Origin of the sequence: Winogradskyella aquimaris (genome assembly GCF_042676105.1) — a bacterium.
Classification (GTDB): domain Bacteria; phylum Bacteroidota; class Bacteroidia; order Flavobacteriales; family Flavobacteriaceae; genus Winogradskyella; species Winogradskyella aquimaris.
In genome coordinates, this window is the sequence record NZ_JBHTJQ010000010.1 from 329,423 (window position 1) to 341,733 (window position 12,311).

13 protein-coding genes are annotated in these 12,311 nt (G+C 34.1%); 8 read left to right on the plus strand and 5 right to left on the minus strand.

All coding sequences use genetic code 11. The annotated features are described in order from the left end of the window. The first annotated feature begins 1 nt into the window (after position 1). A complete protein-coding gene (cmk, locus tag ACFQ1K_RS09220; protein WP_320555306.1) occupies positions 2–685 on the plus strand; it encodes a (d)CMP kinase in 684 nt (227 codons plus the stop codon). A 44-nt stretch (positions 686–729) separates the two neighbouring features. Here cmk and ACFQ1K_RS09225 read toward each other — a convergent pair whose 3' ends face one another. Then, a complete protein-coding gene (locus tag ACFQ1K_RS09225; RefSeq protein WP_320555291.1) occupies positions 730–1,107 on the minus strand; it encodes a LysM peptidoglycan-binding domain-containing protein in 378 nt (125 codons plus the stop codon). 341 nt (positions 1,108–1,448) lie between these two features. Here ACFQ1K_RS09225 and rpsA point away from each other — a divergent pair, with 341 nt between their 5' ends. The 5 genes from rpsA (at position 1,449) to ACFQ1K_RS09250 (ending at position 6,146) form a co-directional block, all read left to right on the plus strand. Further along, positions 1,449–3,287 carry a 30S ribosomal protein S1 gene (rpsA, locus tag ACFQ1K_RS09230; protein WP_320555292.1) on the plus strand — a complete coding sequence of 613 codons (1,839 nt, stop codon included), beginning with the start codon at positions 1,449–1,451 and terminating at the stop codon, positions 3,285–3,287. Between the two features lie 129 nt (positions 3,288–3,416). After that, positions 3,417–3,956 carry a bifunctional pyr operon transcriptional regulator/uracil phosphoribosyltransferase PyrR gene (pyrR, locus tag ACFQ1K_RS09235; RefSeq protein WP_320555293.1) on the plus strand — a complete coding sequence of 180 codons (540 nt, stop codon included), beginning with the start codon at positions 3,417–3,419 and terminating at the stop codon, positions 3,954–3,956. Between the two features lie 14 nt (positions 3,957–3,970). Beyond that, on the plus strand, positions 3,971–4,900 hold the full coding sequence (locus ACFQ1K_RS09240) for an aspartate carbamoyltransferase catalytic subunit (protein WP_320555294.1): 930 nt from the start codon (positions 3,971–3,973) through the stop codon (positions 4,898–4,900). Between the two features lie 3 nt (positions 4,901–4,903). After that, positions 4,904–5,236, plus strand: a complete 333-nt coding sequence (locus tag ACFQ1K_RS09245) for a ribonuclease Z (RefSeq protein ID WP_320555295.1) — start codon at positions 4,904–4,906, stop codon at positions 5,234–5,236. Positions 5,237–5,240: 4 nt separating this feature from the next. Next, a complete protein-coding gene (locus tag ACFQ1K_RS09250) occupies positions 5,241–6,146 on the plus strand; it encodes a ribonuclease Z (protein ID WP_320555296.1) in 906 nt (301 codons plus the stop codon). On the opposite strand, the gene ACFQ1K_RS09255 is transcribed toward ACFQ1K_RS09250, so the two are convergent. Next, positions 6,143–6,556 carry a hypothetical protein gene (locus ACFQ1K_RS09255; RefSeq protein WP_320555297.1) on the minus strand — a complete coding sequence of 138 codons (414 nt, stop codon included), beginning with the start codon at positions 6,554–6,556 and terminating at the stop codon, positions 6,143–6,145. The genes ACFQ1K_RS09250 and ACFQ1K_RS09255 overlap by 4 nt on opposite strands. Before the next feature lie 83 nt (positions 6,557–6,639). Between ACFQ1K_RS09255 and pdxH the strand changes: the two genes are divergently transcribed. Further along, positions 6,640–7,287 (plus strand): pyridoxamine 5'-phosphate oxidase, encoded by a 648-nt coding sequence (pdxH, locus tag ACFQ1K_RS09260; protein ID WP_320555298.1) that lies wholly within the window; start codon positions 6,640–6,642, stop codon positions 7,285–7,287. Between the two features lie 189 nt (positions 7,288–7,476). Further along, the gene (locus ACFQ1K_RS09265; RefSeq protein ID WP_320555299.1) at positions 7,477–7,974 is read left to right on the plus strand and encodes a CAP domain-containing protein; all 498 of its coding nucleotides are present in this window, start codon (positions 7,477–7,479) and stop codon (positions 7,972–7,974) included. A 386-nt stretch (positions 7,975–8,360) separates the two neighbouring features. On the opposite strand, the gene ACFQ1K_RS09270 is transcribed toward ACFQ1K_RS09265, so the two are convergent. From ACFQ1K_RS09270 to ACFQ1K_RS09280, 3 genes are all read right to left on the minus strand, one after another. Further along, positions 8,361–10,262, minus strand: a complete 1,902-nt coding sequence (locus ACFQ1K_RS09270; protein ID WP_320555300.1) for an OmpA family protein — start codon at positions 10,260–10,262, stop codon at positions 8,361–8,363. A gap of 12 nt (positions 10,263–10,274) precedes the next feature. Further along, positions 10,275–11,210, minus strand: coding sequence for a PorP/SprF family type IX secretion system membrane protein (locus ACFQ1K_RS09275; protein ID WP_320555301.1), 936 nt, complete (start codon positions 11,208–11,210; stop codon positions 10,275–10,277). 11 nt (positions 11,211–11,221) lie between these two features. Next, on the minus strand, positions 11,222–12,311 hold a 1,090-nt coding region (locus tag ACFQ1K_RS09280; protein ID WP_386134114.1), incomplete at its 5' end, for a gliding motility-associated C-terminal domain-containing protein.

The following is a 12,311-nucleotide window of genomic DNA, read 5'->3' on the forward strand; positions in this document are numbered from 1 at the left end:
TATGAAAAAAATTGTAATAGCCATAGATGGATTTTCATCAACCGGAAAAAGTACGATTGCCAAGCAATTGGCAAAGAAGCTTAATTACATCTATGTAGATACGGGTGCGATGTATAGAGCGGTAACTTATTATGCCTTACAGCATCATTTAATTGGTGACGATTTTTTTCTTTCAGATGAGCTTATAGAAAGTCTCAGTGAAATAAAGATAACCTTTAAGTTTAATGAGTCACTTGGTTTCTCTGAAGTATACTTGAATGGAAAAAATATTGAAAAGGCTATTAGAACTTTAGAAGTTTCAAGATATGTTAGTCCGGTAGCAACCATTTCTGAAGTCCGTAAAAAATTGGTGGAGCAACAACAATTAATGGGTAAGGACAAAGGTATTGTGATGGATGGTAGAGATATTGGCACTGTGGTTTTTCCTAATGCCGAACTAAAAATATTTATGACCGCTTCTGCCGAAACCAGAGCTCAACGACGTTATAAAGAACTAATTGAGCGAGGTCATGATTTGAGTTACGAAGAAGTATTGGAAAATGTAACCACAAGAGACCGCATTGATTCTACAAGAGAAGATTCCCCTTTAGTTAAAGCTGAAGATGCTATAGAAATTGATAATTCGGATTTAACTATTGAAGAGCAGGTGGAGACATTATTAAAACTAGTAAAATCTAAAATATAAAAAAGCGACCATTAGGTCGCTTTCTTTTTATATTATCCAAGTTTTTAAAGGTTAGGAATGACTAATTCCTGATCTGGATAAATCAAATCAGGATTCTTTAATTTGTCGGTATTCGCCTGAAAAATCTTTTGATATTTAGACGCGTCACCATAATAATGTTTGGCAATTTTCCCTAAAGTTTCACCAGACTTTACGGTGTGTCTTGCGTAAACAGATTCATCCGCAACTTTGATGTCTGCCATAATATCAGAAGGGTTTTCACCTCCAATTTCCTTTATTTTATCCCAAAGTAAATTTTTCTCGTACTGCGTCGCTGCAGTTCCCCAAACTTTTAACTTATCGTTATCGACTTCAACTTTACCATCTTTAATGTTTAGTTGTTCACCTAAATCTAGTACGTCTTGGTATTTAGCTTTAACCATGATTTTTAAGTTTTTTTAAGTATTAATAGTTATATAAATATACCAATTTAAATGCTAAAAATCAGATTTTTTGGGTATCAATTTTGAACTCAATCATAAGACAAAAGAAACAACATTTAGTCACAAATTATTTTCCTTTAGTTTCTATAATCTATTAAATTCTTAATTCCATGATTTATATTAAGAATTGTTTGTTAATTGATTGGAAATGATTAATTTTGCGCTCCTTTTTAGCGGACTTTAGAAAGTAAAAAGGGAAGATAAGATAAATTTTAATTAACTTCTGTAGCATTTTCCGCATCACTTTCAAAATGAAACAGAATACAAATTTTTAATCAGCAATGGCTGAAAACAAAACAAATAACGCTGAGGTTGAAGCAACTGAAGCAAAAACAGTTGAAGCTCCAGTAGTTTCTGAAGCTCAAGCAAATCCAGAAAAATTCTTAAAAGAGTTTAATTGGCACAATTATGAAGAAGGAATCGAAGAGGTAGGTGACAAAAAACTTGCAGAATTTGAAAAATTAGTATCTGAAAACTTTGTTGACACATTAGATGACGAAGTGGTAGAAGGTGAAGTGATCCACATCACCGATAGAGATGCTATTATTGACATCAATGCTAAATCTGAAGGAGCGATCTCTTTAAATGAGTTCCGCTACAATCCAGATTTAAAAGTTGGTGATAAAGTAGAAGTATTAATTGATGTTCGTGAAGACGCAACAGGTCAGCTAGTTTTATCTCACAGAAAAGCTCGTGTTATCAAGGCATGGGATAGAGTTAATAAGGCTCATGAAACTGGTGAAATCGTAAATGGTTTTGTTAAGTGCAGAACTAAAGGTGGTATGATTGTGGATGTTTTCGGAATCGAGGCATTCTTACCAGGTTCTCAAATTGATGTTAAACCAATTAGAGATTATGACCAATATGTAAATAAAACTATGGAATTCAAGGTTGTTAAGATCAACCACGAATTTAAAAACATAGTTGTTTCTCATAAAGCGCTTATCGAAGCTGATATTGAGGAACAAAAGAAAGAAATCATTGGCCAATTAGAAAAAGGACAAGTATTAGAAGGTATTGTTAAAAACATTACGTCTTATGGTGTGTTCATTGATTTAGGAGGTGTAGATGGTTTAATTCACATTACAGATTTATCATGGTCACGTATCAACCATCCAAATGAGATTGTTGAGTTAGATCAAAAACTAAATGTTGTAATTCTTGATTTTGATGAAAATAAATCTAGAATACAATTAGGTCTTAAGCAATTATCTAAACATCCTTGGGAGGCTTTAGGTGAAGACGTTAAAGTTGGTGACAAAGTAAAAGGTAAAGTAGTTGTTATTGCAGATTACGGTGCTTTTGTTGAAGTTGCTGATGGAGTAGAGGGGTTAGTTCACGTAAGTGAAATGTCTTGGTCTACACATTTACGTTCTGCTCAAGATTTTGTTGAGGTAGGTGATGAGATTGAAGCAGTTATCTTAACTCTAGATAGAGAAGATCGTAAAATGTCGCTTGGTATTAAGCAATTAACACCAGACCCATGGACAGACATTACATCTAAATACCCTGTTGGATCAAAGCATACAGGTATTGTGCGTAACTTCACAAACTTTGGTGTTTTTGTTGAATTAGAAGAAGGTATTGATGGTCTGATCTACATATCTGATTTATCTTGGACTAAGAAAATTAAGCACCCATCAGAATTCTGTAACGTAGGTGATAAATTAGATGTTGTAGTATTAGAACTTGATGTTGAAGGGCGTAAGTTATCTTTAGGTCATAAGCAAACTGAGGAAAATCCTTGGGATAAGTACGAAACTGAATTTGCAGTTGGTACATCTCACACTGCTGCTATTACTGAAATAGTAGACAAAGGCGCAACAATAGATTTTAACGAAGATATCGTTGCTTTTGTACCACAACGACACTTAGAGAAAGAAGATGGTTCTAAACTTAAAAAGGGTGAAGAAGCAGAATTCAAAATTATTGAGTTCAATAAAGAATTCAAAAGAGTTGTAGCGTCTCACACTGCAGTATTTAGAGAAGAAGAAGCTAAAATCGTTAAGCAAGCTGTTAAGAAAGCAGAAGCACAAGCGGCAGAAGCTAAACCAACTTTAGGTGATGCAAATGATGCTTTACAGGCACTTAAAGATAAAATGGACGGTAAGAAGAAATAAGAACCCTTCATTTTAAAATAAACGCTAAAGCCTTTCAAGAAATTGAAAGGCTTTTTTAATGATATTATATTAGTTTGAAACTCTGATAATTTATCCTAACTTTGCCTAGCAATAACGTTTGGATACTACATGAGTCAAAAAGTATTACTCAATTCTAAAGAAGTCAATATCACGCTACACAGATTGGCTTGCCAACTTATTGAAAACCACGATGACTTCTCAGAAACTGTTTTAATAGGTATACAACCAAGAGGAAAGTTTTTGGCCGATCGTTTGGCACACATTCTTAAAGAGGACTATAAAATCAAAGACATTAAAATTGGTCACTTGGATATAACCTTTTTTAGGGACGATTTTAGACGAGGGGATAAGCCTTTAGAGGCGAATACTACTGAGATTGACTTTATTGTAGAAGACAAAAATGTCGTGTTTATAGACGACGTCCTATATACTGGTCGAAGCATTCGTTCTGCACTTACGGCTATACAGTCATTTGGAAGACCTAATAATATAGAATTGCTAACATTAATAGATAGAAGATTTAGTAGACACTTACCAATTCAACCTAATTATAAGGGAAGACAAGTGGACGCTATAGATAATCAAAAAGTAAAGGTAAATTGGGTTGAAAATGGTGGAGAAGATGTGGTGTATTTAATTGATAAATAGAAAATTAACTAAGAATGAGTGAACTAAGTGTTAAACACTTATTGGGAATAAAATATCTTACTAAAAAAGATATAGAACTGATTTTTGAAACGGCAGATCAGTTTAAAGAGGTTATTAATAGACCCATTAAAAAAGTTCCTTCACTTAGAGACATCACTATCGCCAATTTATTCTTTGAAAACTCTACACGAACTAAATTATCCTTTGAACTCGCCGAAAAGCGTCTTTCAGCTGATGTTATAAATTTTTCCGCTTCACAATCTTCTGTAAAAAAAGGTGAAACATTAATTGATACAGTTAACAATATCCTATCCATGAAGGTAGATATGGTGGTGATGCGTCACCCAAACCCAGGAGCTGGCATATTTTTATCTCATCATGTTAAGGCTAGTATTATTAATGCAGGTGATGGAGCTCATGAGCATCCTACACAGGCTTTATTGGATTCCTATTCTATAAGAGAGAGATTAGGAAGTGTAAAAGGAAAAAATGTGGTTATTGTTGGCGATATTTTACATAGTAGAGTAGCATTATCTAATATTTATGCGCTGCAACTTCAAGGTGCAAATGTTATGGTTTGTGGCCCAAAGACCTTGTTACCAAAGTACATCAAAGATTTAGGTGTGAAAGTAGAAACAAACTTGAGAAAAGCTTTGGAATGGTGTGATGTTGCAAATATGCTTCGAGTTCAGAATGAGCGAATGGATATTAGTTATTTTCCAACAACTAGAGAGTATACTCAACAATTCGGTGTCAATAAAGAGCTTTTGGATAGCCTAAAAAAGGATATTATAATAATGCATCCAGGACCAATAAACAGAGGTGTAGAAATTACAAGTGATGTTGCGGACTCAAAGCAAGCTATAATTTTGGATCAGGTGGAAAATGGCGTAGCTGTTAGAATGGCTGTAATATATTTATTGGCATCTAAAATAAAACAGTAAGTTATGATTATAGATCGAGACGGTAATATTACGATTATTACACAAGAAAAGGCTTCTGTAAAAACTTTAGTAAATAATATTGAGCAAGCTTATGACAAGTATAAAAATTATCATTTGATAGTTAATTTATCGAGTATTGATAAAATTAAATTAGAAGATATTATAGAATTTCTAAGACTGAGCAACACACATAGATCAGACAAAAAATCGTTCGTTGTTGTTACCGAAAATGCTGATTTAGATCAAATGCCAGATGAAATTGTAGTAGTACCTTCTATACAAGAAGCTTATGATATTATAGAGATGGAGGATATTGAACGTGATCTAGGTTTCTAATATCATGAATCTCACTATTCTTGGCTGTCATAGCGCTACACCACGTACCAATACCAATCCTACTTCTCAAGTATTGGAGATTAAAAATCATATGTTTTTAATAGATTGTGGCGAAGGGACACAAGTAGAACTTCGAAGAAACAAAATAAAGTTTGCCAGAATTAAACATATCTTTGTTTCACACCTTCATGGCGACCATTATTTTGGTTTGATAGGTTTGGTTAGTACGTTTCGGTTGTTAACCAGAGAAACAGAACTTCATATTTATGGTCCAAAGGGTATTAAAGAAGTTATAATATTACAATTAAAACTATCTGATTCATGGACCAATTTTCCATTGATTTTCCATGAATTAACCTCAAATAAGTCTGAATTGATTTTTGAGGATGATAAAGTCGAAGTCTACACAATTCCGCTTAAACACCGTGTTTATACAAACGGCTTTCTATTTAAAGAAAAAGACAACGAACGTAAATTAGATATTAATGCGGTATTAAATGCTAATGTAAATAAAGCCTATTACAGAAAATTAAAACAAGGGGCTGATGTGGTAAATGATCATGGTGTGTTAATAAAAAATGAATTGGTGACAAAAGACCCAGTACCACCAAAAAGTTATGCATATTGCAGTGATACGGTATATAACGAGGATATTATTCCTATCATAAAAGAGGCAACGGTATTATATCACGAGTCCACATTTTTAGATAAAAATAAAAATCTTTGTGAGCGTACGAAGCATAGCACTGCAAGACAAGCTGGTATCATTGCAAAAAAAGCAAATGTAGAAGCACTAATTCTCGGCCATTTTTCTACGCGCTACGATGGCTATGACGGGTTTATATCCGAAGCAAAAGAGGAATTTGATAACGTTTTGTTAGCCCAAGACGGAAAGTCATTTGAGTTTTAATTAAACTCTTTTAATTGCTGCACCCAATTTATAGCTTCACCCAAACTGTGTGCTCTTTTCAAAGGTATTGAGGCCATCTGTTTTTCAATATTGGCATTCATAAAAGAAGAATCTCTGTAGCTAACAATTGACGCTCCAATTAAAATACTATCATCCTTATCAAAATAAGACCAAAGGACTGGATCTATGGAATAAGAATTAACCCGATTAGCAATGTAAGCCAAGGTTTTATGATTGCCATAATGGTTTCTTAATGAGTCTAAAACCGTATTTAATTTATCCCAATTAAAGTGTTCCTCTTCGTTAACTTCCATAATGAAGAAATCATCAGTTAAATACAGGAATCCAAAGTTTAAATCGATTTTTGTATAGTTTAAATGTTTTGAGAAATCAGAATCTTCAAAATGCATGTTAGGGCTATTATTAAATTAAGGGTACCCAAAACTACACTTTTTTTGATATAAACAAAATATTGATATAACTTCGCAAGACCATGGAAAAAGACTTAAGTAACTATAGAAAATCTTACGAAAAAGGTGAACTTCTTTTAGAGAATGTATCAGATAATCCTATTGAATTGTTCAGAGATTGGTTTATGGAGGTGGAGAATCATTTTGATATAGATGAAACTAATGCTATGACAATATCTACCTTAGGATTGGATGGTTTTCCTAAGAGTAGGGTAGTACTCTTAAAAAAATACACCTTTGAAGGTTTTATATTCTATACCAACTACAATAGTGAAAAAGGAAAGGCAATAGAAGCCAACCCAAATGTTTGTTTGTCTTTTTTTTGGCACGCTGCAGAAAGACAAGTCATTATCAAAGGAAAAGCAGAAAAAATTTCTGAAAATTTGAGTGATGGTTATTTTGAGTCTCGCCCTAGAGGTAGTCAACTGGGAGCTTTAGTTTCTGATCAGAGCGAAGTTATTGCTGACAGAAAAGTACTTGAGGATAAGCTAAAGGCATTAGAGCTTCAATACGAAGGTAAGGATATAGACCGTCCAAAATATTGGGGTGGTTATATTGTAAGACCTGTAGAAATGGAATTTTGGCAGGGAAGACCTAACCGATTGCACGATAGGATCCGCTACCAATTGCAAGAGGATTATAATTGGAAGATAGAACGTCTCTCTCCTTGATTATTATCCGATAAAGTGTAATAATCATCGTTTAAAACACTAAAATTTTAGTTTCAACGTGCATTTCATCGATGTTTTACATAAAAAATCGACAAAAGACGTGTTTTTAATCGATTTTAACATTTCTTTAACAAATAGACATAAGTAGGCTGTTAAATTAGTAATCCCAAACCTAAATTTAACCTACTTATGAAAGCTAAAAAGCTAATGCCTTTATTGGCTATCGTTGCCCTCTTAGGCTTTACATCTTGTTCTACAGATAGCGCTGCTGAGGATAAAATAAATTCTATAGAAGTTCCTTTAGCACCAGAAGCCAAGTTAATAGAAATCGAAATCATGGAGCTCATCAATGCCCATAGAATAAATGAAGGTCTAGATCCATTACAGGATCATAGTACAGTGAAAGCTGTCGCATTTACGCATACAGATTATATGGTTGAAGTAAATAATGTATCACACGATAACTTCTTTCAGAGAAAACAAAGTTTACAGCTCAACGCTAATGCTAATATTGTATCAGAGAATGTTGCTTATGGATTTAGCTCTGCTGAGTCTGTAGTTAACGCCTGGTTAAACAGTCCAAGTCATAGAGAAAATATAGAAGGCGATTTTACTGATTTTGATATCTCCGCCGAAAAAAATAATGAAGGTAAATGGTACTTCACTAATATCTTCATTAAGCGTTAGACCGCAATAAAAGTTGATTAATAGCCCCTAAGAGCCATGACGTTAGTCATGGCTTTTTTTGTTGACAAATAAAAATAATATTTAAGGAGATATCTCGCTTCTCATTTTGTCGTTATCATTTCGAATTAGGAATTGCTTAAGGTCTTTTAGGCTATTCATAGATTAAGAAATTGCACAGTATTAAAGTTCGGACAAACCACTGAAATGGTTTTAATCATTCGTTTTTAGATGAGAGTATTCGGATTTTTGTTTCTCTGGTTGAAGTATTGTCTCGGTATGATTTTTATGATGATTTAACAATGTTATAATTAGATTCCGGTCATAGTGGCATTAAAAAAAAGCAAGCCTAAAATAGCTTGCTTTTAAATATAATTTTGAGGGTAAAACTATTCGTTTACAATATAGAAGTAAGAACGTCTGTTTAATTGGTGTTCTTCTTCTGTACATTTTACACCATTAGAGCATTTGTTAAGGAGTTGAGACTCACCATATCCAATTGCACTTTCAATTCTACTAGCATCAATACCTCTAGAAATAATATAATCTCTCGTGGATTTTGCGCGTCTATCCGATAATTTCATATTATATCTATCACCACCACGACTATCGGTATGAGATTCGATTTTAATAATCATCGCAGGATGTTTTCGTAAGACATCTATAATGTTTTCTAACTCGTATTGTGCATCGGTTCTTATATTCCATTTATCAAAGTCAAAGAATATTGGGTTAATGACAATTTGATTATCAACTATCAACGGTTCTAAATTTAAATCAACCCTATGAACGGTTTCATTTTCTGTAGTTGTAGTAATGTTTTTCTGATCATCTTTATAATCTGGCTTACTGCCAACTACCGTATAGGTTTTGTTACAATCTACTGTGAATGTATATTCACCACCATCTTTAGAAAAGTATTCATCTATTACTTTTCCAGTTTCATCAATTAAACGTACCGTAACGCCAGAAAGAATGATATTTGTTTTGCTATCTCTAGCAATTCCAGAAATGATCTCTTTACACTCCTTAGCGTTGAAGCTATAGATGTCATCACTACCTTTACCATTAGGTCGGTTAGAAGAAAAGTAACCACGTTCAGTGTCAGAATTTATAAAAAACGCGAAGTCATCATATCCACTATTGTATGGGGAGCCCATATTTTCTGGCTCATTTCGAATGCCTTTTAAAATATCGGATTTAAAAATATCGAGAAGCCCTAAGTTTAAATGGCCATCCGAAGAAAAGTAGAGTGTATTATCTTTGGCTACAAAAGGAAACATTTCTCGCCCTTCTGTATTTACTTTTTCACCTAAATTTTCAGGTATACCGTAGGTGCCATCATCGTTAATGGTGACGGAATAAATATCAGATTGGCCTAGTCCACCTTCGCGATCAGACACAAAATATAACGTCTTATTATCTGGGCTTAATGCTGGATGACCAGTAGAAAATACGTCATCATTAAACGGTAGTTCCACAACATTAGTCCATTGGTCATTGGCTAGTGTAGCTTTGTAAAGTTTTAAATGTGTTGTTCCTTTTTTGTCATACTTTAACCGATTACGCTTATTAACGTTATCCCTTGTAAAATACATGGTTTTACCATCGTTAGTAATGGCTATTGATGCTTCATGATATTCAGTATTAATATCTTCAGAAAGTTGGGTTACTGAACCATAGTTTACGACTCCATTATCTTCCGAGAGTATAACTTCGTATAAATCTAAAAATGGTTCTTTGTTCCAGCTGTACACTTTTTCATCATCACCTCTAGCAGAGGCAAAGTAGAGCTTGTCCTCAAATAAATAAGATCCAAAATCAGAATTTTCAGAATTTAAAGACAGGTTTTCAACTTTTACTATAACTTCATTTTTTGAAGTCAATTTAGCATACAGATCAACTTCATCGGGATTGTAGCCTTTAAGCCTACTGTCTCCCTGTTGAGCCGCACTCAGCTCTTTAAACCATTTGTCTGCTTCATCGTAATTGCCAATACTTCTTAGCGACTGAATGTATTTATATAGATACTCAGCCTCTATTTTTTTATGTTCCTTTAAGGCCTCTCCATACCAATAAGCAGCTTTTTCCGAGTTTGAGTTGTTGTAGTAGGCATCACCAAGACGCGTAAGGACATGAGCGCTATTATCTCCGTTTTCTACAGCTTTTTCATAAAGTTCAATAGCTTTAATGTAGCCATAATTTTTGAAGAATTTATCAGCTAACTTCGTTTGCGCATACGATAACGAACAGCTAAGTATAAGAGTTATAACTAATAGTCTTGTTTTCATAATGCGTTTCTTTTAGAAGTATCTTGGAGATTTTATACGTTTACTTTTAAATACTTCGAACATCAATAATACTTCGTGTGTGCCACTTGTGTAAGGTCTTATGTCTGATATTGGGTATTCATAAGCATATCCAATTCGCAATTGTTTTGATACCTGAAAATCAGCAATACCACCAATTGCAGCTGCATTTTCATTTATTCTGTAACCTCCACCAATCCAAAATGTTTCATTGAATAAGAAGTTGGCAGAAATATCAAATGATAATGGTGCTCCATTTGTAGCCTTAAGTAATACAGAAGGTTTTAACTTAGTAGTTTCGCTCAAATCGAATACATAACCACCGGTAACATAATAGCTAATGCGTTCCAAAGCAATATAATCTAATTGGCCTTGACGACCATTATTATAATCTGTATTTAAAATTCTAGGTGCTGAAAGGCCAACATACCATCGTTGCGAATGCCAGTATAAGCCAGCTCCAACATTTGGACTCCAACGATTTGAAACATCATTAAAGAATGGGTCATTAACTACTGAAGGATCATTCAATAATTCTTCATCTAGGTTGTAATGTGTAAAACCACCTTTTATACCAAAAGCTAGCTCAGAATTTACACCAGTTCTAATGGTATATGAAAAGTCTGCATAGATGTATGAAAAATTTTCATAACCCAATTTATCATTTATGAATGATAAACCTAAACCAATCTTTTCATTCCTTAACGGAGTATGAACAGATAATGTTTGTGTTTCAGGTCCACCTTCTAATCCAACCCATTGGCTTCTATGCAAACCAACAGCACTAAATGTTTCCCTACTACCTGCATAAGCTGGGTTAATAGAAATGGTGTTAAACATGTATTGCGTAAATTGAGGTAACTGCTGTGCAAAGGTAGAAGACGTACCTAATATTATAATTGCAATACTTAATGATTTAGATAACTTCATCTCGGTTAAGTTTATTTATCAGTTGCTACGTAGATTGGACCAGCAAATGGTTCCAACCCACTATTTCTTAAATTAATAACATAGTAGTAGGTTCCGGTTGGGACTTTTCCAGAGCTTCCTACAGACGAGCCATGAGCGTCGCCATTCCAATCGTTTTGGTAATTATTATTCTTATATATTTCAGCACCCCATCGATTGAAGATTTGTAACTCAATAACAAATCCACAATCTTCGATTCCTGTAATTGTAAAGAATTCATTGTAATTGTCACCATTTGCGGTAACAGTTTTGGATATTACCACATTATCCTTACCACAGGCTAATACAACACAATCATCATCAATAGTCACATTTACTTCAACTGTTGTAGGGCAAGGTCCTTCAGTTATAGTATACATAAAAGTATATATACCAACATCTACAGAGGATGGATCGAATAAACTCCCATCAATAGTTGCATTTCCAGAAACTACACTCCATGTGCCATTCATATCAAAATCACCAGATAATAAATCGAACAGATCAAATTCAGCATCAAGTACACATCGACTTGCATCAAATGCATTAATGATATTACTAATTTCAACGTTAACATTCTGAGTGAATGTAGCAACATTACCACAATCATCTGTCACAGTCCAGGTTCTTATGATTGTATAATCTTCAAAGTCATTTGCTTGAGTTGTATCTTCACTAAAGGAAACCTCTATGTCATTAGAACATGCATCCTCAAAGACTAAATTAGGGACTTGAGGAATATCATCACATGAAGCTGTCACATTTTCATCAAGAGGAGTCACTAAGGTCGGAGCCGTTGTGTCTTGTACTGTTATGATTTGAATGTGAATAGTATCATTACCACAGGCATCAATTGCAGTCCAAGTACGTTCTATTATGTAATCGCCGACACATGCTCCATTAGTAATTTCTTCTTCAAAAGTTACCGTAGCCGTACCACAGTTATCAGAAGCCGTTAAGGTCTCAGCAGTAGGTACCGCATCGCACTCAACAGTTACATCAGCAGGAAGTGCTTCGTTAAATGTTGGAGCCACAGTATCCTGAACGGTAATGGTCTGTGTATGCACGGTCTCGTTACCACAG

Bases quoted from the DNA above. Each gene is read 5' to 3' on its own strand.
- ACFQ1K_RS09240 (WP_320555294.1), top strand. From the start codon at position 3,971: ATGAGTGAACTAAGTGTTAAACACTTATTGGGAATAAAATATCTTACT.
- cmk (WP_320555306.1), top strand. From the start codon at position 2: ATGAAAAAAATTGTAATAGCCATAGATGGATTTTCATCAACCGGAAAA.
- ACFQ1K_RS09265 (WP_320555299.1), top strand. From the start codon at position 7,477: ATGAAAGCTAAAAAGCTAATGCCTTTATTGGCTATCGTTGCCCTCTTA.
- pyrR (WP_320555293.1), top strand. From the start codon at position 3,417: ATGAGTCAAAAAGTATTACTCAATTCTAAAGAAGTCAATATCACGCTA.
- rpsA (WP_320555292.1), top strand. From the start codon at position 1,449: ATGGCTGAAAACAAAACAAATAACGCTGAGGTTGAAGCAACTGAAGCA.
- ACFQ1K_RS09245 (WP_320555295.1), top strand. From the start codon at position 4,904: ATGATTATAGATCGAGACGGTAATATTACGATTATTACACAAGAAAAG.
- pdxH (WP_320555298.1), top strand. From the start codon at position 6,640: ATGGAAAAAGACTTAAGTAACTATAGAAAATCTTACGAAAAAGGTGAA.
- ACFQ1K_RS09275 (WP_320555301.1), bottom strand. From the start codon at position 11,210: ATGAAGTTATCTAAATCATTAAGTATTGCAATTATAATATTAGGTACG.
- ACFQ1K_RS09225 (WP_320555291.1), bottom strand. From the start codon at position 1,107: ATGGTTAAAGCTAAATACCAAGACGTACTAGATTTAGGTGAACAACTA.
- ACFQ1K_RS09250 (WP_320555296.1), top strand. From the start codon at position 5,241: ATGAATCTCACTATTCTTGGCTGTCATAGCGCTACACCACGTACCAAT.
- ACFQ1K_RS09255 (WP_320555297.1), bottom strand. From the start codon at position 6,556: ATGCATTTTGAAGATTCTGATTTCTCAAAACATTTAAACTATACAAAA.
- ACFQ1K_RS09270 (WP_320555300.1), bottom strand. From the start codon at position 10,262: ATGAAAACAAGACTATTAGTTATAACTCTTATACTTAGCTGTTCGTTA.